This window comes from Deferrivibrio essentukiensis, assembly GCF_020480685.1.
In the GTDB taxonomy this organism is placed as follows: Bacteria; Chrysiogenota; Deferribacteres; order Deferribacterales; family Deferrivibrionaceae; genus Deferrivibrio; species Deferrivibrio essentukiensis.
In genome coordinates, this window is record NZ_JAJAFU010000022.1 from 1 (window position 1) to 19,318 (window position 19,318).

Genomic DNA, 19,318 nt, shown 5'->3' on the forward strand with positions numbered 1-19,318 from the left:
TTTTTTATCTCAAAAAGTATTGACAGTGACCTTTTTCGTGGTATTATTTTAATACAGAATTTTATTAGGAGGCATGTATGTCAAAAAGTTTCAAAAAACTCACTATGTTAGTATCCGTTTTAGCACTCTTTATTTTTGCAAGCTGTGCTCAAAAAGCTCAGGTTAAGCCTGAGGGGGAAAAAGCTAAAGGCCCATCCGTTATGGAGCAGGTCAAAGCAGCAGGATTTGAAATAGTCGATTATGACTATGTAAAGGCAAAAGTAGGAAATGGACTTAGAAAGTTTAATCAAGTAGTAATCATTGATGCAAGGCCGGAAAGAAAATACGACTCAGGTCACATTCCAAGTGCCATCAATATCCCTGACACAAAATTTGACAAGTTTTATCCACAGCTTGAAGAGCTTAAGGTAACTAAAGATACCGAATTAGTCGTTTACTGCGGAGGTTTTAACTGTATCAAAAGTTATAATGACGCAAAATACTTAAGGGACAAAGGCTTTAAAAATATCAAAGTCTACCTTGCTGGTGACCCTGATTGGTCTCAGAAAAATTTTATGGAAATCAGCTTTGACTATGCAAAATCATTACTTAGCAAAGGTGTATTGTTTGTAGATGCAAGACCTGACAGAGTTTACGCAAAAGGAACAATCCCAGGGGCCATCAATATCCCTGACACTAAATTTTTGAAAGACCCAGCACCTTTTATGAGTATGCTTCCAGCCGATAAGAATACTCAAATTGTTGTATTCTGTGGTGGATACGCATGTGTAAAATCTCATAAAGTAGCAGAAAAACTTTATGAAATGGGTTACAAAAAAGTATTGGTTTATGCAGGAGGAGAGCCTGAATGGAAAGAAAAAGGTGAGCAAATTTTAAAGCCGGGTGAAAAAGCTGATATGGTAGCAGCTAAAACTGCTGCACCAACTGCAAGTGCAATCAAAGCCGGAGCAGATGAAGGTACTGTTGATAAAGAATTTTTCAAATCATTAATAGATAGCAGACCTGACAATATTGTAATAGTAGATGTTAGATCACCTTCTGAGTTTCAAGCTGGTCATGTAAACGGTGCAATCAATATTCCTGTTGATGATATGTATAAAGATTGTAATCTTGTCACTTCAAAATTACCAAAAGATAAATATGTTATATTTATGTGTGCGACCGGTGGTCGTGCTGGAGAAATGTATTTTGGTCTGAAGGAAGACTGTAAATATCCTGAAATGAGCAGACTTTATTTTTTAGATGCCCATGTTGATTATTCCAGCGGGAAATGTGAAATTAAGTAATTTTATTTTTTAAAGGGCAGCCTATCGGGCTGCCTTTTTTGCATTTCATTAAAGATAGGGAGGTAACACTATGAAAAAGCTTTTATTTTTTATTTTGTTAGTTTTGTCATTTTCAGTTTATTGCTTTGCAGATGGTTACGTGTTAAGTGATGATTATTACAAATCTGATGCTTACTCAAAGTACAAGTCAAGAAGTGCACGTAAAGCTAACCCTCACACTAAATTAACCGGATACACAGGTGCATACTACTGCGAAAAATGTCACGAAGGTGCAATTAAAGAAGTAATGAACTCCTCTCATTACAAGTGGGCAGGCCCTGTTCCTGCTAATTATCTTAAAGATAATGATGGTAAATTTGTTACCGGTGGCAAGGAAGTCGGCAAAAAGTATAAAATAGGAAACTGTCCAGGAGCATATCCGCTTGCCAATTATCTTGGTATGCTTCCCAACAAAGATGGAAAAATGGTAGGGATGGGCTGCGGTAATTGTCATATCGGTGGTGGTTTTCCACCAGCAGATTTTGAAAAAGCTACTTTTGAACAAAAAAATGCAATTGAGTGTCTTTATTGTCACGCCGAAAATTACGATAAATCTAAAAGAACCGTTATTAAGGTTGGTGAAAAAGATGGCAATCCAATATTAAGACTTACTCAAGATATGAGTGATAAGGCGTTACAGTCTGTTGGCAGACCTACCAATGATGCTTGTATGAGATGCCATTATACTGCAGGTGGTGGACCATTATTTAAAAGAGGTGTTGATTATGCCAGTGATGTGGATGTGCACGCTGCAAAAGGTCTGATGTGCGTAGACTGCCACACCAAAAGGCCAAGGACTGACCATGGTATGATAAGGGGGGCAGGTCTGAACAATTGGGCTTACGACCATTATCTTGACACAGAATCTTGCGTAAGATGCCACACAGGCCAAATTCACAAGGATGAAATCTACAATAAATGTAGTGCTGTTGCCTGTGTAACTTGTCATGTAGGTAAAACAGGAGGGCTTGTCCATAAAGATTTCAGCCAGCTGCACCAGAGTGAAAAAAGTGGTTTCTGGCTGTTTAAAGTAGTTGTAAAAGATGAACATTCTGTGCCAGTAGAGTATATGTGGTGGGATAAAACTACCAGTGAAAAACTTACCCCTACCGGTGGCAAAAATATAAAAGGCAGCAAAATTTATCCTTTCAAAAAATATACATCAAGAATCCCTGTTGATAAAGATGGCAACAGATTGCCAATCAAACTTGGCTTGGTTACCAAGGGAGGACCTGGCGAAGATAAAAACGGCAACGGAGTTGGAGATAACCTTGAAAAAGCTATCTTCATAGGTGAAAAATTAGGGACTATGGCAAATGGAAAACCTGATAAACCATTTTTAAAGGAATCCTCTTTCGTAGGCTTTAAAGATGTAACTGAATATTTTTCTGTTAGCCACGGTATTCAGCCAAAAGAAAAAGCTCTTAAATGTTCAAGCTGTCATGGTGAAAATCCTGTGATAGACTGGAATAAGTTTGGCGGTAAAAATCCGGTATCAATAACAGATAAATAATTTTTAGGGGGCTCTTGCCCCCTCTATTTTATATGCTGTTAACCAAATTAATATATTCTTGATAAAATTTATCATCGGAAAATATAAAAGTTTTTTTAGAGTGATTTTTTATTTTTTCAGCTAAATCTATATAATTATCAAATTGATATACATTTTCTTTTTCAACAAGCTCAGGCAGCGTACCGATATTTGATACTACCAAAGGGACTCCGCATGCCATAATCTCCATCCCTACTCTGCATATTGTTTCTGAGCCTACAGAGGCAACAACCCCCAAATCAAAACTATTTAACACAGAAGGGATATCATCCCTAAATCCTGCAAATTTTGTTATATTGTCTATTTTATGAGCTACCAATTTTTCCTGCAACTGACTTTTGGATATAATCGAATCAAAACCCACAATAAACAATTTTATATTATTAAAACCCTCTTCATTATAAAGGTGTGATATCGCTTTAATCAGTATTTCATGCCCTTTCACTGGGTCAAATCTCCCAACAATCCCCACTACAAAGTCTTCCTCTTTGAAGTTAAACTCTTTTCTTATTCTATTTCTTTCAATATGGTCCGGATAAAACTTTCTCGTATCAACGCCACCATATATAACTTCAATTTTATCCGTATTTATCCCCATCTGTAAGTAATAATTTTTTATTTTATTACTTGAAGTTATTATTTTATCGCACCATCTGTCGTGTATAATCTTATTGAATACGTCTGTAGATGGCTTTCGCTGATCACCTCGTGTACGGATAAGTTTAAAGTTTGAGTTTTTAAACCTGTTGAATGCAAACCACCAAAAAAACTCACCTCTATGGCAATTTATTATTTCAGGCTTATACTCTTTTATAAATACTGAAAGTTCACTCTGATTTTTATAAAATATAAGTGGATTATTACTGTTTAAATTCAATTCTAATACTTCTAATCCATGCTCACAGGCTTTTTTGATAGGGGGTGAGCCGGGCAGGCCCAAAACTACAACTTTATGCCCGTGCTCTTGCAAAATACGTGATAAGTTTACTGCATACCATGCAGTAGCATTATACCACCTAACATTTATGACCTGCAAAAACTTCATTAATCTACTTGTTTTCTTATGTAAGTCGGTATTTCAAACTCCTCTTCATCAAAATCATCCAACGTCTTTAAGCCCCTATCTATATTTCTGATACTTTGAACCTTTTTTATAATTTTTGAGGCCTCCGGAGTCGTATTTTTGATATACTCATCCATTTTTACGGTTTTCTGAGTTTCTTTTACCCTGCCAAGCCCAGTAGCCACGACAGTTACCTTGATCTGCCCCTGATATTTATCATCAATTACCACACCCTTATAAATAGCGGCATCCTCACCGGAATTTTCATATATATATTGAGCAATATTTTGTATTTCATACATAGTTACATCTTGACCACCGGTAATATTTATCAATATACCTTCGGCACCTTTTATATTTGCATCAGCAAGCAGAGGGCTCATTAAAGCCTTTTTAGCGGCTTCAATATCTCTATTCTCACCGCTTGCTTGACCAATACCCATAAGAGCCATCCCTTTAGACTCCATAATTGCTCTGACATCCGCAAAATCCACATTGATATAACCTTCACTGTTAATAGTGTCCGAAATACCTTGAACACCTTGCCTTAAAACATCATCTGCAATTCTGAAAGCCTCAGTAAAGGAAGTGTTCTTATCAATAATATCAAGCAGCCTATCATTTGGAACAGCAATAAATGTGTCCACATGCTCTTTCAAAAATTTTAACCCCTGCTCTGCAAACTCATTCCTCCTTTTACCTTCCCAGTAAAAAGGCTTTGATACTACTGCCACTGTAAGTGCTCCCATGTCCTTTGCAATACTTGCAATTACAGCCGCAGCACCTGTACCTGTACCGCCACCCATTCCAGCAGTAACAAACACTAAATCCGCACCTCTTAAAGCATCTTCAATACTTTCGGCATCTTCTACGGCAGCTTTCCTTCCTACCTCTGGATTACCACCTGCACCCAAACCCTTTGTAAGGTTTGTCCCCAGCTGAATCTTAACCGGAGCCAAGTTTTTTGATAAAGCCTGAGCATCAGTGTTAGCTGAAATAAATTCAACCCCCTCGATGCCTGACTTAATCATGTTGTTGATGGCATTGCCGCCCGCTCCGCCAACTCCGATAACCTTAATTACCGCACCACTGTTAAAAGTTTCAAATTCAAACATATGCTCACCCCCGTTTATTTAGAAGAACTCGCCAAACCAGCTCTTCATTCTTTTTAACACTTGTGAAAAAACTTTTTCATCACTACCTTTAGATATTTTTACCTGTTGATGCCCTTTTTTAGCAGCGTGGATTGCCAAACCAACACCGGTAGCATAAACAGGATCATCCACCAAATCTTTCAATCCATACACATTTAATGGCTTACCTACCCTTACGGGAAGCTCAAAAATTGACTGAGCCAAATATTCTATGCCATTAAGATTAGACAAACCGCCAGTAACAACAACACCAGCCCCCAAAAACTCAATAAGCTGTTTTTTTTGCAATTCACCTAAAAACATTTGAAAAATCTCTTCACATCTTGCCTGTAAAATCTGTGTCAAAACAGGCTTAGAAATTTTTCTTGGTGGTCTTCCACCAACAGATGGGACTGCTATGGTTTCGTCGGCAGTTGTAGGAAGCCACACAGAGCCATAGAGTTTTTTTAACTTTTCCGCTTCAGATTCAGGTGTATTTAGCCCAATGGATAAATCTCTGGTAAAATTATTACCCCCCAACTGTAATACCGCTGTATGACAAACAGCTCCCCTTTTAAATACTGCCATATCTGTTGTACCACCGCCGCCATCTATAAGGCAAACACCAATCTCTCTTTCATCATCTGACAACACTGCTTCACTTGAAGCAAGCTGCTCCAAAACTATATCATCTACGGAAATATTGGCCCTTTCGCAGCTTTTTAATATATTTTTCGCACTGCTGACAGCACCAGTAACTATATGAACATCAACTTCAAGCCTTATTCCATTCATTCCAATAGGGTCTTTTATTTCAGTTTGCCCATCAAGAACATATTGCTGGGGGATGACATGCAGGACTTCACAACCTAATGGGATATCTACAGCAGAAGCTGATTCTATAACCCTATCCACATCTTTAGCTGTCACTTCTCTATTTTTTACAGCAATTATCCCCCTTGAGTTAAAACTCTTGATATGTCCGCCTGCAATGCCTGCGCACACGCTTTTAATCTGAACCCCAGAAACTTTTTCTGCTTCTCTTACTGCCTCAGTTATTGAGTTTACGGTTGCATCAATGTTTATAACTACCCCTTTTCTCAATCCAACGCTCGGAGCTGTCCCAACCCCAATGACATCAAGGGAATCATCTTGATTTTTCTTAACCACCACTACACATACTTTTGTGGTGCCAATATCAAGCCCAACATATACATTTTCCTGCTTCATAATCTAACTCCGTCAACATAGATTCTATTCTTAATCCTTAAATCAACATAATTAACCTTTTTATATCTTTTTAATATATTATTAAGCCTTTCCGCTGATTTAACAAAACTACCACCATCATAACCGGCTTTAATTATAATCTCTCCATCAGTCATTTTAATATACGAATCCATTAACTCTATTTTTTCCATTTTTGACAAATAATTGTTGTCATAAAAACTCTTAAACTTTTTCAAATTATCCTTCCAATAATTACCATACACAATAATCTTGCTTTCTTGTTTCTTTGCCTTTAAATAACTATCATCAGAAAGGTAGCTATAAACAACCCCTCCCTTATTAAAGTCAAAAAGAGGTTTCTTTTCGTAAACAACTAATTTAATTTTTGAAGGATAACTTTTGATTATCTCAACCTTTTCAACCCATTCGTCATTAAAAAAATGTGAGTAATCACTTTCGTTTACCTGAAAAATATTTTTACCAAGTATTTTTTTTGAAACACTATCCATTTTTTTTATATCAGCATTTAAAACACCAATAAGATTCACACTTTTGACTTCAAAATAAGGACTATTTAAAAACTCACTGATTACCCTATTTGAGTAATACAGCAAAAAAGCCATAATTAAAATTAACACAAAAGCACCGAACCTTTTCATAATCTTCATTAAGCAAGCTCCAACATCTTTTCAATAAGCTCTATAAAACTTAAGCCCGCCTTTCTCGCTGCATTCGGCAACAAGCTAGTTTCAGTCATACCTGGGCAAGTATTTACCTCTAAGACATAAAACTCATTGCCATCGTAAATAAAGTCAACTCTGGCAGCCGAAGTACATCCTAAAACCTTTACGGACTTTAGTGCCAACTCTTTTAAAACCTCAAGCTCATCAATACTTAAACCTGTCTCAAATATATATTCAGTCATCCCTTTGGTATATTTAGATTCATAGTCGTAAAATCCTTTTTTTGGTCTTATCCAAATAGGAGGAAAAACTTCATCCCCAACTACGCTCACAGTTAACTCTTTGCCGTTTATAAACTTTTCTACAATTACTTTCGAGTCGTATTTAAATGCCAAATTAACGGCTTCAGAAAAATCTTTCGCATTTTCAACAATACTTATCCCTATCGTAGAGCCTTCCCTTGCCGGTTTTACTACGCACTTTTCGAAAGGGGTATCAATATCTACATTGTTTTCCAAAACAACATAATCTGCAGTAGGGATGGCGTTTGCGACAAACACATATTTTGACAACACTTTATCAAATGCAACAGCGCTTGCTGCGACATTAGAGCCGGTATATTTTATGCCAAGTGTTTCAAGTAAGCCCTGTATGGTGCCATCCTCCCCAAATTTGCCATGAAGAGCATTAAAGCAAACATCAGGTTTTAACTCAATAAGTGTTTGGGCAATACTTTTATCGACATCAACCAAAATCGCGTTGCTATAACCATTTTCAACAAGTGTATTGTATACCGCCTTGCCGGTCTTTAGAGACACTTCCCTTTCACTTGACAGTCCGCCATACAAGACAACTATTTTTTTATCTTTCATAAACACCACCACCTAAAAATTCAGCTATTTCAAAAGAAAATTTAGTAATACTACCCGCCCCAAGCGTCACAATGACAAGGCTTTCATCTTTTATTCTTTCGTAGTATTTAAAAAAGTCACTCTCCTTGCCCAAATAAAATACATCTTTGAAGCCGTGTTTTTTTATCTCCTCTACCAACACTTGAGAATGAACACCTTCGATAGGATCTTCGCTTGCAGCGTATATGTCCGTTACAAAAACCATGTCAGAGTTAAAAAATGATTTGGCAAAATCGTTCATTAATAGCTTTGTCCTTGTATACCTGTGAGGCTGAAACACTACCACTACCTTTCTATTTTCGTAAGCTTCTCTGATTGCCTTCAAAGTTGCCTTAATCTCCGTAGGGTGATGCCCGTAATCATCAAAAACCACCACATTATCCGTTTCAAATCTTTTACTCAGCCTTCTTTGAACACCCTTAAAATTCTTGAGGGCTGCTTTAATTACGTTTACATCAATAGAAAACTCCAGAGAGATACCTATTGCAGCCAAAGAATTTGAAATATTGTGCTCACCCGGAAAATTCAGTTCAAATTCTCCAAGCTCCTGGCCATACGCTGTTACATTATAAGTAGTCCTAAATCCATCTTTTTTGATATTTGAGGCTGTTATATCCGCTTTTGAACGAAGGCCATAGGTAACTACCTTCCTTTTGATAAACTGAAAGATATCCGCGCAGTTTTCATCATCAAGACATATAAAATTTTTACCGTAAAATGGCACTCTGTTTGCAAATTCCGCAAAAGCACCCTTTATATCGTCCATATCTTTGTAACAATCAAGGTGCTCCAAATCTATATTGGTTATAACGGAAAATGTCGGATATAAAATTAGAAACGATCTGTCGCTCTCATCTGCTTCAGATATCATAATCAAGCTTTTGCCAAGACTTGCATTGTTATCCTCACTATTTAATCTGCCACCTATAACAATCGTAGGGTCAAGCTCAGCCGCTTTAAAAATTTCCGCAAGCATTGAAGTAGTTGTCGTTTTTCCATGACTACCGGCTACAACTATTGAGTATTTCATCCTCATAAGCTCAGCAAGCATCTCACCTCTTCTAATGCACGGAATATACATTTCCGAAGCAGCTACAAGCTCAGGATTATCAGGTCTTACAGCTGAGGAATAAACCACCACATCGACCCCATCCACATTGCTCTTATTATGCCCTTTAAAAACTCTGACCCCCATATTTTTAAGCCTTTGAACATTAGCATTTTCGCTCAAGTCAGAGCCTGTTACCTCAAACCCCATATTTTTAAGCACCTCAGCAATACCGCTCATCCCTATACCACCGATGCCTACAAAATGTATCTTTTTTACCTTTCCAAATATCATAAGTTCATCCCTTTCAATATAATTGATACAGAATCTTTTGTCTTAATTTCCAGCAATTTAGGCAAAAACTTCTCCTTATAATCTCTATGTATCTCTTCAATCTTTTTAACTAATATATCTTTGTTTAAATTGTTTTCCTCTATAATTACTCCACAACCCTTCTCCACAGCTTCCAGAGCATTAAAATACTGATGATTTTCGGCAGCAATCTTTAAAGGAACAAATACTGCGGGTTTTCTAACCTTCATTATTTCAAATATAGACCCTGAGCCGGCACGACTAACTAATATGTCTGCCTTAGAGTAATAGTGATTAATATCATCTAAATAATCCAAAAGCTCTATATTTGAATTACCAAGTAAACCCAAAGATTCATATTTTGCTTTAGTTTCATTAAAAAGTTTTTTCCCTGTCTGATGAATAATTCTATACCCTTTATCAACTAAACCCCTTGCACTTTCGACCATTATATTATTTAAGAGTCTGCTCCCCTGACTGCCACCCATAAGCATAACAGTTTTGCCAAGCTCTTCCTTTGGAACAGTTTCTATTATGCTACTTCTTACCGGATTGCCTGATACAAGTGCCTTCCCCTTTACCCTTAACGTTTTTTCAAAACTAATAAAAACCTTTTTAGCATATCCGGCAAAAAATCTGTTTGTAAAACCCATTACAGAATTTTGCTCATGTATGTACAAATCACATCCTCTGATTAGAGCAATCAACCCTGAAATAGCCGCAGCAAATCCTCCAAACAATATAACCTTATCATTTACATCAAAATGCCTTCTTAAACGATAAACCTCTTTGGCAATACCAAAGAATATATTAATCTTGCCGATAAAACTTCTGTCAGCAAAAGGCTTAATATTTTGCTCAACAAATTTATAATTTAATTTACTTAATATCTCTCTTTCTATACCTCTATCAGAAACCATAAAGATAAAATCTATCTCTTTACTCTTTAGCTTTTCAGCCAACGCTATTGCAGGATACAGGTGACCACCGGTGCCTCCTCCAGCTAAAATTACCTTCATGCAATCTCCCTTACACTTCTTAGTAAAATTCCCATAATACCTAACTGAAAAATAAGTGCTGAGCCTCCATAGCTAATAAAAGGGAGCGTAATCCCTTTTGTAGGCAAAATTCCAATCGCAACTCCAACATGAATAATAGCCTGATATATTACCAAAAATGCTATACCAAGAGTTAAAAGCCTTTTATATCTATCCTTATGCATAAAAGCTATCTTAAAAGAGATATAAAAGATATAACATATCATCCCTAAAACAAATACAGAGCCAATAAACCCAAACTCTTCTGCTATAATAGAATATATAAAATCAGTATGTGCTTCAGGAAGAAAGTAAAGCTTTTGAGAGCTGTTACCAAGCCCTTTTCCAAATATACCACCGCTGCCTACTGCAGTTAGTGACTGTATAAGCTGATAGCCAACAGTATCCTTATATTCCCAAGGATTTAAGAAGCTTATAAATCTCATTTTTCTATAATCACCCATCATTATCAGCGTAATAAGTAGCGGAATTGTCATGAATATTGCTCCTAAAAGATGGGTAATATTCATACCTCCTACAAAAAAGAGACTTAATGCCAAAAGCATAATCAAAAAGGTTGTACCAAAATCAGGCTCAAGCATAATTAATGAAGCCAAAACACCAAGTAAAATAGAAGCAGGCATAAATCCTTTAGTAAAATCTTTTAATTTATCCTGCTTTTTATCCAGGTAGTGAGCAAGATATAATATAGTCGTAAATTTTGCCAATTCTGATGGTTGAACATTTATATGTGACAAAATTATCCATCTGTGAGAACCATTTATCTCAGGGAATATAAATACAGAAACAAGCAAAAACAGTGTTATCAAATATATTATAAAAACACTCTTACGGTAAAACTCAAGAGGTATCTGATATGCTATTATCATAGCAACAATGCCTATCACTGAAGCTATAAATTGCTTATAAAAAAAATAACTCTCTGGTTTACCAAGTCTAATCGCCTGCATAGAGCCTGCTGAAAAAACAAATATAAGACCGGTAAGCACCAGAATCACAGTAAACAAAACAATTTTTATTTTCATATTTACCATACTATCTTTATGCATTAACTAATTCCTTTACATACTTCTTAAAATATTCTCCCCTTTCCTCAAAGTTTTTGAATTGATCAAAACTTGCACAACCCGGAGAAAACAATACATATGAAGTGTTACCGCTTAATTCGTATGCTTTATAAACAGCATCTTTTAATAAATTAACCTTATAGTGCGGGACATCTATTTTACCTTTTAATTGACTTTCAATTTTTTCAGCAGCTGCACCATATAGTATAAGCGACTTTACTTTCTTATTTATCAAATCTGTTAACAAACTAAAGTTGCCACCTTTATCCTTCCCGCCAAGAATTAAAATACAGTTGTCATCCATAGACTTTAACGCCACCATTGTTGAATCAACATTTGTTCCTTTAGAGTCGTTTATATAAATATTACCTTTAATTTCAGCTACATATTCACACCTGTGAGGTAACCCTTTTAAAGTACTTATAAGATTTGTAACATCTCCATTCAAATTAACAACTTCAGATGCCAGACTCAATGCAAATGCCAAATTTACTTTGTTATGCCAACCAAACAGATTAAATTTTTGAAGATTCACATAAAAATTATCAAATTTCATGACTTCATCTTCAATAAACGGATAAGAGATTAAATCTTTATCAATAAATCTTGCAACACCAGTCAACTTTTCTTTAAGGATATTATCATTTAACGCGTAAACCTTGAATTTTGTTATATCCAAAATCTTTAGTTTGGCGTTAACATAATTTTCCAAATTACCATATCTGTCGAAATGATCATCGGTAATGTTTGAAATACATGACGAATCGGCTTTGAACAGTTTGATCAAGTCAATTTGAAAACTGCTTAACTCGACCACATAAGCATCATATTGTTCCAAGACTGCTTCTCCAAAAGGGTATCCTATGTTACCACACGCTTTGGCTTTGATGCCGTAATGGTTTAATATCTGCTCAGTTAAATAAGTAATGGTAGATTTCCCGTTTGTGCCTGTAACTCCGATAATTTTGGCATTATTATCAATCTTACTATAAGCAAGGTCGATTTCGTTTGTCACCTTGTCCTTGTCAATATTTAATTTATTTAAATCTAATCCTGGTGAAACCACAATTGTATCGTAACCCTCTTTTATCTCTGATATGTTTGGATATGATGCCAATGAGTCATCATATATATCTATATTTGTAATCCCGTTAACTTTCAAAATTTTCTCGGCAGATTGTCCGCTTTTTCCGTATCCCAAAATAGCTGCTTTCATATTTACCTTAATTTTAAAGTACTTAGAGCAATCAGTGCCAAAACAAGTGAGACAATCCAAAATCTCACAATAATCTTTGGCTCCTGCCAACCTTTTAATTCGAAATGATGGTGTATCGGTGCCATTCTAAACAGCCTTTTACCTTTTGTGGCTTTAAAAAAACCAACCTGTAAAATTACAGAAACAGTTTCTATTACAAAAAGTCCACCTACAATTGCCAAAACAATCTCTTGCTTAACTATAACCGCAACTGTCCCAAGCGCAGCCCCGAGAGAAAGGCTGCCCACATCCCCCATAAAAACGGAAGCAGGATATGCATTAAACCATAAAAATCCAAGACCAGCCCCAACCAAGCTCCCACAAAATATTGCCAATTCACCGGCACCCGGCACATATATAATTTGCAGATAATTAGCAAATTTCACATTACCTGCGACATAAGCAAAAATTATGAATGTCCCAAACGCAATAACGCTTGGCATCGTAGCAAGACCATCAAGCCCATCCGTCAAATTTACCGCATTGGAAGCACCCACTATTATAAATACTGCCAATACTGCGTAGAAATATGACAGGTCGACTATTAGATTTTTAAAGAAAGGGAATGTCAATTTTGTAGAATTAGCCCCTCTGTCAGCATATATAACGGAAAAAGCAACAATAATCGCTATAACAAGTTGCAATGTAAATTTAAGTTTGGGACTTATCCCTTCGGGATTTTTCTTAACAGTTTTAATATAATCATCATAAAAACCTATCATTCCGGTGCCTGCAAAGGCGAAAAGAATTATCCAAACATAAGGGTTCTTCAAATCCGCCCACAGTATTGTAGATATTGCAGCAGATAAAATTATAAATATTCCACCCATAGTAGGTGTGCCTTCTTTTGCCTTGTGGGTTTCAGGCTCATAACCTTTTGTTTTTTGTGAAAGTTGCAAACTTCTAAGCTTTTCTATAACAACCGGACCCAAATACAAACTTAAGGCAAGGGAAGTGAGTATCGCATAGGCAGTCCTGAAAGTAATGTATTTAAAAACGTTAAATATCGAAATATATTCTGATAGCGGATAAAGAAGATTATAAAGCATTGCTCCTCCTCTTTGTATTTGTCTTCAAATAATCAACATACTCATCAAACTTTTTACTTCTTGAGGCCTTCAGTAATACAATGCCATCATTGATTGAAGAAAGCCTTTCAAGTAACTTCTCTTTTTGTGTAATTATTTCAATATATCCATTTTCATCATACTTTTTGTACTTTTCACCAAAAAAGGTAAATTGTATACCTTTGAGTGAGCAGGCAAGATTGTAAATTTTCTCATAAAATTCATCTTCAAAACCTTCGATCTCCGCCATTTCACCCACTATTGCGTATTTCTTGGCATTATTAAGCTCACTAAAATTTTTTATTGCTTCAACCAAAGACTCAAATGAACAATTATATGTATCATCAACTATTGTCAGGATGCCTGTCTCAATAACATTCCCCCTGTGCTCTTCAGGAGTAAAATTTTTAAGTGCATATTGAATGTCTCTTATCTCTAACCCTTCATCCAGACCTAAAATAGCTGCTGCCGTCGCATTGTAAATAAAGTGACGATATATGTGGTTAAGTTGAAGGTTATACTTTTTATCTTTATATTTTATGGAAAAATTCAATTTATTCCCTTCTCTATAAATATCTGAAATAACAGCAGAATTATTTTCCGACATACCGTAACTGACAATAATGCCGGAACTATTCCCAATAAAATTTAGGCAGTTTTCATAAAGATAACTGACTTTTTTGGTATAATTCAAAAGTGTTAACTTTTCTTTTGCTATATTTTCAATACTTTTAAAGCGGCCAATATGAGATTTGCCGATATTTGTAATTATACTGACATCAGGAGAAAGATACTTTGCAAGAAGCTCAATCTCCCCGGGATTATTTGTACCGATTTCAAAAACCGCATACTCAGTGTCCAAATCAAGATTTGCCGCATTTAAGGCTACTCCTATTTCATTATTATAATTTTTATATGCAGTGAAAACCTTATATTTCGAATTTAAAACATCACTTACCATCTTTTTGGCAGTTGTTTTCCCGGCACTTCCGGTAATACAAATAAGCTTTCCGCCAAACTCGGACAGACATGATCCCCCTATCTCTTTCAGTGCCATTAAACTATCTTTTACCAATACCTTAGGATATTCAATATTTTCATATATCTCTTTGTTATCCAATATCAACAATGAAGCACCGTTAGCAGCTGCTGTTTTTGCGAAAAGATTGCCGTCGAAATTTTCACCTTTCAAACCGATAAATATTTCCCCTCTCTTTATAGTCCTGCTGTCTATCGACACACCTTTAAATGGTAAAAATTCTTTGACTTCAGCCGACTCAAACTTTTTTAAATATTTATCAATTTTAAATGCTCTCATTTTTCAGTTATCGCCTTCAATATTTCTTCTTTGTCATCAAAATGTATCTTTTCTTTCCCTATTATCTGATAATCCTCATGCCCTTTACCAGCCACAAGCACAATATCACCTTCTTCAGCAATACTTGTGGTATATTGAATAGCTTTTCTTCTGTCAGGGATAACAACCACATTCTTTTTATCTTCAAACCCCTGTAAAATATCTTCAATAATTTCTTCAGGATCTTCAGTTCTCGGATTATCGCTGGTAACAATTATCTTATCCGAATATTGTTCCGCAGCTTTTGCCATTCTCGGTCTTTTTGTCTTGTCCCTGTCACCACCGCAACCAAATACAGTGATAATTCTATTCTTTTTATAAAAACTAAGGGCTCTTAAAACATTTAATAATGCATCATCTGTATGTGCATAATCCACAAAATAATAAATTCCGTTACTTTCTATTTTTTCCAATCTGCCAGGAACATTCTTTAGACTTTCAATACCTTTTCGAATAGCATCACCATTAATATTTAACATATACCCTGCACCAACAGCACAAAGTATATTTTCCAAATTATGTTGGCCCACAAGACATGAAGTTATATCCAAATCAAAAGAACCACTCTTTAGTTTGCAGTTTATCCCATCCAAATGATAGTCCACATCACGCGGGACAAGATTTGCATCTTTTGAAACTGCGCATGACAGCTTTTTAATATTAATTTCATTATAAAGCTTATACCCGTATTCCCCTTCAATATTAATGACACACTTGTCAGAATATAAATCCGTAAACAGTAATTTTTTAGAATTGTAATAATCATCCATGCTCAGATGGTAATCAAGGTGATCACCTGAAAGATTTGTAAAAACTGCTACATCAAATTTTAACCCAAATATACGATTTTGTTTAAGCGCATGTGAGGATATCTCCATGACAAGAGCATCGGCACCTTTTTTGACCCCTTTTGCTATCATACTGCAAATCTCGTACATCCCCGGTGTAGTATTATTGGCTGTTAATTTTTCGCCGCAAATATCATATTCTACAGTGCCAAGCCTTATAGTTTTTGCTCCGTTTGACTTTAATATACTCTCTACCAAATAGGATGTAGTAGTTTTGCCGTTTGTACCGGTAATCCCTATTTTCACAAATTTATTAAGGTCTATATTAAAATAATTTAAGCATATATTGTTAAATGCTTTTTTTGAATCATCCACCAAAATGTAAGGGATATTGTCAACTTTCTTTTCTGTTAATACGCAGACAACTTCCCCCGAACTATAAACATCATTAATTACCGAGTGAGTGTCAAATGCTTCACCTTTTATTGCCACAAAAATTGAGTTAGGCTTTATATCTCTATTATCAAATGAGATATCTTCTACTTCTTTCTCTAAAAGAGCAGAGTCAGAAATTTCCAACACTTTTATGTCTTTAAGAAGCTTTTCTATTTTCATTTTCCACCATCATTTTATTTATATTTAGTCTGAAATGAATTGCCATTTGCTCGGCTATCTTTTTAAATGTGTAAGCAGCCGTACTTCCGCCATAAATTGATTTTCTCGGTGAATCATAAGTAACAATCATTACATATCTCGGTTTTTCAACAGGGAAAAAACCTATAAAACTTGCGTTGTAATCCCTATATGAATAACTATTCGTTGATTTATCAAATTTTTGAGCAGTACCTGTTTTGCCGGCTATTTTAATTAATTCAGATTTGGCATTCTGGCCTGTCCCCGTTTCAACTGCAGCAATCAGAAGTTTTTTTAATAAGGTCGCAGTTTGTGCACTTAAAATTTTTTCTCTTTCTTCGGTCTTACCTTTTATAATAGTAGGTCTGACAGCATAGCCACCGTTAGCTAATGCCCCATAAAATCTCAACATCTGTATAGGGGTAACGAGAATTTCTTGTCCGATAGATACTGATGGTTTTGAAAGCTTTGACCAATCTTTTACATTTCTTAAAAAACCTGATTCTTCAGCAAACCCTTTTGTGCCTGTTAATTCTCCAAAACCATATTTTTTGAGATATTTGTAAAACTGTGCTGAGCTAATCTTTTCTGTAAGTTTGATTGTACCGATATTACTTGAATTGGCAAATATCTCTTCATATGTAAGGCGTTCAAATTTATGCACATCATTAAATATATGACCTGCATAAGGGTATTTACCGTTTTCACAATAAACTTTTTCATCCCTCTTAATAAGATTTTCCTCGGCAAGCACTGAGAAAGTAACAGCCTTAAATATTGATCCCGGTTCAAAAAGATAATAGAAGAGCGGGTCTTTCCATAATGTTTTTTCGTATTTATCAAATTCATTGGAATCGTATGTTGGTACAGATGAAGAAAAAATTATTTCTCCAGTATTTACATCCATAGCAGCGGCAAAAACAGACTTTGCACCAATCTCTTTCAAGTCATTGTAAAGTATTGAAGTAGCCACTTTCTGTAAATTTGAATCTATGGATAAATACAGACTATTTTCAGGATTCGTTTTTACTGCTCTATCCTCAAATACAAGCGTTTTCCCTCTGCTATCTTTTAAAACTGAAACATTAACCTTTTCCCCTTTTAAAGATGAGTCAAAAAATGCTTCCACCCCTTCCAACCCTTGATTATCTATCCCAGTAAACCCAACAATTTTCGATGCCACATCCCCTTCAGGATAAAATCTATTTTCCTGCAAAATCATCTGCAAATTGTCATCCAAACGGCTTATTTTTTTAGCCTTTTCTACATCTATCCCTCTTACTATCCAAACAAATCTATCTTTTTTTAATATTTTTTCCTTGATCTTTTTTGGTAGCTCGATTCCGTTAACCTTCAGTATATAGAGAAAATTTCTTGGATTATCTACTTTAGAAGCATCTACATATACAGATGCATTGTATACATTTTGTGCTAATACTTTGCCATTCCTATCGTATATAACCCCTCTATTCCTATCAAGTGTAATAACTGCGGTAGATTGCTTTTTGGAAAAATTTTCGTAAAAAGTATGTTTATACACCTGTAGGTAAAGGAGTCTTCCTAAAATTATAATAAGACAAACTGTCAATGCTCCGGCAATAAATGTTGCCTTAAAATAGTCATTTAACATAAAAAGTATGCTCCAGGTTTATGTGACGCATCCCCAAACTCTCACTTTTTTCCGTAAGCAAACCCGTATTTGTATACCTGTACTCAATTTTTTTTAAAGACTCATACTTAATCCTGACATTTTGAAGTTCGTTTGTGATCCTACTAATCTGATAACCGGTCTTTATGCATGAAATTTTGACAGAAATGATTGCTATTACAATAATTGCAAGCAAGAAAATCTTAAGAAAAAAGACTTTGTTGATATTCACTTCAAAAAATTTAATACTTGCAATTAACGTTTTCATACAATTTTCTCCGCAGCTCTAAGCTTCGCGCTTCTGCTTAGCTTATTTTCATTTATCTCACTTTCAGATGGAATAACCGGTTTTTTGGTAAGTATTCTAAAGGTTTTGACTTTACCACAATTACAAATAGGTGTTTTTATCTCACAAATACAATCTTTAGCATAGTAATTGAGCATATCTTTAACAAGCCTATCTTCAAGAGAATGAAAAGAAATAAATACTACACGCCCAGACTTATTTATAATTTTTTCGAGTGACTTTAATAACGATTCTATAGACTCCAGCTCTTTATTTACAAATATCCTCAATGCTTGAAAAGATTTTGTCGCAGGATGAATACCAGGTTTATGAAACTTTTTAGGTACAGCATCAAAGATTATATCTGCAAGCTCTTTTGTAGTAGATATTTTTTCAATAGCCCTTTTTTGAACTATTTTTCCTGCAATGCGCTTAGCAAACTGCTCTTCTCCATATTTTTTAAGAATATTTGCGATTGTTTCCTCAGGATAGTTATTAACTAGGGTATAAGCATCAATTTCAAGATTTTTATCCATCCTCATATCAAGCGGCCCGGACCTTAAGAAAGAAAAACCTCTCTGAGGATCGTTTAACTGAAAACTTGAAGCTCCAAAATCCGCATATAGCCCGTCAACTGCCTGAATACCTAATTCAGCCAGTATATTTGCTATGTTAGAAAAATTATCATTTATTACCATAACATTAGGCAAATTAAATTTCTCCTTTAATCGCTCTACGGCATCTTGATCTCTATCTAAAATTATAAGCTTCCCTGACTCACCTATCTTTTCCAAAACCAGCTTAGCATGTCCACCACCACCGCCGGTGCAATCAACATACACGCCACCTTTTATAGGTCTTAAATATTCTATCAATTCTTTAGACATCACAGGCTTATGCAT

Annotated in this window: 17 protein-coding genes; 2 read left to right on the forward strand and 15 right to left on the reverse strand. The window is 35.4% G+C overall.

Annotated elements, in window-relative coordinates:
- Positions 1 to 77 precede the first annotated feature (77 nt).
- Both LF845_RS09860 and LF845_RS09865 read left to right on the forward strand, forming a co-directional pair.
- Positions 78 to 1,286, forward strand: coding sequence for a rhodanese-like domain-containing protein (locus tag LF845_RS09860; protein WP_242820849.1), 1,209 nt, complete (start codon positions 78 to 80; stop codon positions 1,284 to 1,286).
- A 70-nt stretch (positions 1,287 to 1,356) separates the two neighbouring features.
- Complete coding sequence (locus LF845_RS09865) at positions 1,357 to 2,838, forward strand: multiheme c-type cytochrome (RefSeq protein WP_242820850.1); 1,482 nt, start codon at positions 1,357 to 1,359, stop codon at positions 2,836 to 2,838.
- A gap of 28 nt (positions 2,839 to 2,866) precedes the next feature.
- On the opposite strand, the gene LF845_RS09870 is transcribed toward LF845_RS09865, so the two are convergent.
- Genes LF845_RS09870 through rsmH form a run of 15 tightly spaced genes read right to left on the reverse strand, consistent with a single transcriptional unit; the run spans position 2,867 to position 19,318 of the window.
- Complete coding sequence (locus LF845_RS09870; RefSeq protein ID WP_242820851.1) at positions 2,867 to 3,922, reverse strand: glycosyltransferase family 4 protein; 1,056 nt, start codon at positions 3,920 to 3,922, stop codon at positions 2,867 to 2,869.
- Positions 3,922 to 5,055 carry a cell division protein FtsZ gene (gene ftsZ, locus LF845_RS09875; RefSeq protein ID WP_242820852.1) on the reverse strand — a complete coding sequence of 378 codons (1,134 nt, stop codon included), beginning with the start codon at positions 5,053 to 5,055 and terminating at the stop codon, positions 3,922 to 3,924. Before ftsZ ends, LF845_RS09870 begins: the two co-directional genes overlap by 1 nt.
- Positions 5,056 to 5,073: 18 nt before the next feature.
- Positions 5,074 to 6,303 carry a cell division protein FtsA gene (gene ftsA / locus LF845_RS09880; RefSeq protein WP_242820853.1) on the reverse strand — a complete coding sequence of 410 codons (1,230 nt, stop codon included), beginning with the start codon at positions 6,301 to 6,303 and terminating at the stop codon, positions 5,074 to 5,076.
- A complete protein-coding gene (locus LF845_RS09885; protein ID WP_242820854.1) occupies positions 6,300 to 6,971 on the reverse strand; it encodes a cell division protein FtsQ/DivIB in 672 nt (223 codons plus the stop codon). The genes ftsA and LF845_RS09885 overlap by 4 nt, the downstream gene beginning before the upstream one ends.
- Positions 6,971 to 7,858 (reverse strand): D-alanine--D-alanine ligase, encoded by an 888-nt coding sequence (locus tag LF845_RS09890; protein ID WP_242820855.1) that lies wholly within the window; start codon positions 7,856 to 7,858, stop codon positions 6,971 to 6,973. Before LF845_RS09890 ends, LF845_RS09885 begins: the two co-directional genes overlap by 1 nt.
- Complete coding sequence (gene murC, locus LF845_RS09895) at positions 7,848 to 9,236, reverse strand: UDP-N-acetylmuramate--L-alanine ligase (RefSeq protein WP_423220580.1); 1,389 nt, start codon at positions 9,234 to 9,236, stop codon at positions 7,848 to 7,850. Before murC ends, LF845_RS09890 begins: the two co-directional genes overlap by 11 nt.
- Positions 9,236 to 10,276, reverse strand: a complete 1,041-nt coding sequence (locus tag LF845_RS09900) for a UDP-N-acetylglucosamine--N-acetylmuramyl-(pentapeptide) pyrophosphoryl-undecaprenol N-acetylglucosamine transferase (protein WP_242820857.1) — start codon at positions 10,274 to 10,276, stop codon at positions 9,236 to 9,238. Before LF845_RS09900 ends, murC begins: the two co-directional genes overlap by 1 nt.
- Entirely contained in the window at positions 10,273 to 11,364 is a 1,092-nt protein-coding gene (ftsW, locus tag LF845_RS09905; RefSeq protein WP_242820858.1) for a putative lipid II flippase FtsW, read from the reverse strand. The genes LF845_RS09900 and ftsW overlap by 4 nt, the downstream gene beginning before the upstream one ends.
- Positions 11,357 to 12,598 carry a UDP-N-acetylmuramoyl-L-alanine--D-glutamate ligase gene (gene murD, locus LF845_RS09910; RefSeq protein ID WP_242820859.1) on the reverse strand — a complete coding sequence of 414 codons (1,242 nt, stop codon included), beginning with the start codon at positions 12,596 to 12,598 and terminating at the stop codon, positions 11,357 to 11,359. The genes ftsW and murD overlap by 8 nt, the downstream gene beginning before the upstream one ends.
- Positions 12,599 to 12,600: 2 nt before the next feature.
- Entirely contained in the window at positions 12,601 to 13,686 is a 1,086-nt protein-coding gene (gene mraY / locus LF845_RS09915) for a phospho-N-acetylmuramoyl-pentapeptide-transferase (RefSeq protein WP_242820860.1), read from the reverse strand.
- A complete protein-coding gene (locus tag LF845_RS09920) occupies positions 13,676 to 15,022 on the reverse strand; it encodes a UDP-N-acetylmuramoyl-tripeptide--D-alanyl-D-alanine ligase (RefSeq protein WP_242820861.1) in 1,347 nt (448 codons plus the stop codon). The genes mraY and LF845_RS09920 overlap by 11 nt, the downstream gene beginning before the upstream one ends.
- The gene (locus LF845_RS09925; RefSeq protein WP_242820862.1) at positions 15,019 to 16,464 is read right to left on the reverse strand and encodes a UDP-N-acetylmuramoyl-L-alanyl-D-glutamate--2,6-diaminopimelate ligase; all 1,446 of its coding nucleotides are present in this window, start codon (positions 16,462 to 16,464) and stop codon (positions 15,019 to 15,021) included. The genes LF845_RS09920 and LF845_RS09925 overlap by 4 nt, the downstream gene beginning before the upstream one ends.
- On the reverse strand, positions 16,442 to 18,112 hold the full coding sequence (locus LF845_RS09930; RefSeq protein WP_242820863.1) for a peptidoglycan D,D-transpeptidase FtsI family protein: 1,671 nt from the start codon (positions 18,110 to 18,112) through the stop codon (positions 16,442 to 16,444). Before LF845_RS09930 ends, LF845_RS09925 begins: the two co-directional genes overlap by 23 nt.
- Positions 18,102 to 18,398 (reverse strand): hypothetical protein, encoded by a 297-nt coding sequence (locus LF845_RS09935; RefSeq protein ID WP_242820864.1) that lies wholly within the window; start codon positions 18,396 to 18,398, stop codon positions 18,102 to 18,104. The genes LF845_RS09930 and LF845_RS09935 overlap by 11 nt, the downstream gene beginning before the upstream one ends.
- A complete protein-coding gene (gene rsmH, locus LF845_RS09940; protein WP_242820865.1) occupies positions 18,395 to 19,318 on the reverse strand; it encodes a 16S rRNA (cytosine(1402)-N(4))-methyltransferase RsmH in 924 nt (307 codons plus the stop codon). The genes LF845_RS09935 and rsmH overlap by 4 nt, the downstream gene beginning before the upstream one ends.

Coding starts and splice junctions, on each gene's coding strand:
- LF845_RS09860 (WP_242820849.1), top strand. CDS start 78: ATGTCAAAAAGTTTCAAAAAACTCACTATGTTAGTATCCGTTTTAGCA.
- LF845_RS09865 (WP_242820850.1), top strand. CDS start 1,357: ATGAAAAAGCTTTTATTTTTTATTTTGTTAGTTTTGTCATTTTCAGTT.
- LF845_RS09870 (WP_242820851.1), bottom strand. CDS start 3,922: ATGAAGTTTTTGCAGGTCATAAATGTTAGGTGGTATAATGCTACTGCA.
- ftsZ (WP_242820852.1), bottom strand. CDS start 5,055: ATGTTTGAATTTGAAACTTTTAACAGTGGTGCGGTAATTAAGGTTATC.
- ftsA (WP_242820853.1), bottom strand. CDS start 6,303: ATGAAGCAGGAAAATGTATATGTTGGGCTTGATATTGGCACCACAAAA.
- LF845_RS09885 (WP_242820854.1), bottom strand. CDS start 6,971: ATGAAGATTATGAAAAGGTTCGGTGCTTTTGTGTTAATTTTAATTATG.
- LF845_RS09890 (WP_242820855.1), bottom strand. CDS start 7,858: ATGAAAGATAAAAAAATAGTTGTCTTGTATGGCGGACTGTCAAGTGAA.
- LF845_RS09900 (WP_242820857.1), bottom strand. CDS start 10,276: ATGAAGGTAATTTTAGCTGGAGGAGGCACCGGTGGTCACCTGTATCCT.
- ftsW (WP_242820858.1), bottom strand. CDS start 11,364: ATGCATAAAGATAGTATGGTAAATATGAAAATAAAAATTGTTTTGTTT.
- murD (WP_242820859.1), bottom strand. CDS start 12,598: ATGAAAGCAGCTATTTTGGGATACGGAAAAAGCGGACAATCTGCCGAG.
- mraY (WP_242820860.1), bottom strand. CDS start 13,686: ATGCTTTATAATCTTCTTTATCCGCTATCAGAATATATTTCGATATTT.
- LF845_RS09920 (WP_242820861.1), bottom strand. CDS start 15,022: ATGAGAGCATTTAAAATTGATAAATATTTAAAAAAGTTTGAGTCGGCT.
- LF845_RS09925 (WP_242820862.1), bottom strand. CDS start 16,464: ATGAAAATAGAAAAGCTTCTTAAAGACATAAAAGTGTTGGAAATTTCT.
- LF845_RS09930 (WP_242820863.1), bottom strand. CDS start 18,112: ATGTTAAATGACTATTTTAAGGCAACATTTATTGCCGGAGCATTGACA.
- LF845_RS09935 (WP_242820864.1), bottom strand. CDS start 18,398: ATGAAAACGTTAATTGCAAGTATTAAATTTTTTGAAGTGAATATCAAC.
- rsmH (WP_242820865.1), bottom strand. CDS start 19,318: ATGCATAAGCCTGTGATGTCTAAAGAATTGATAGAATATTTAAGACCT.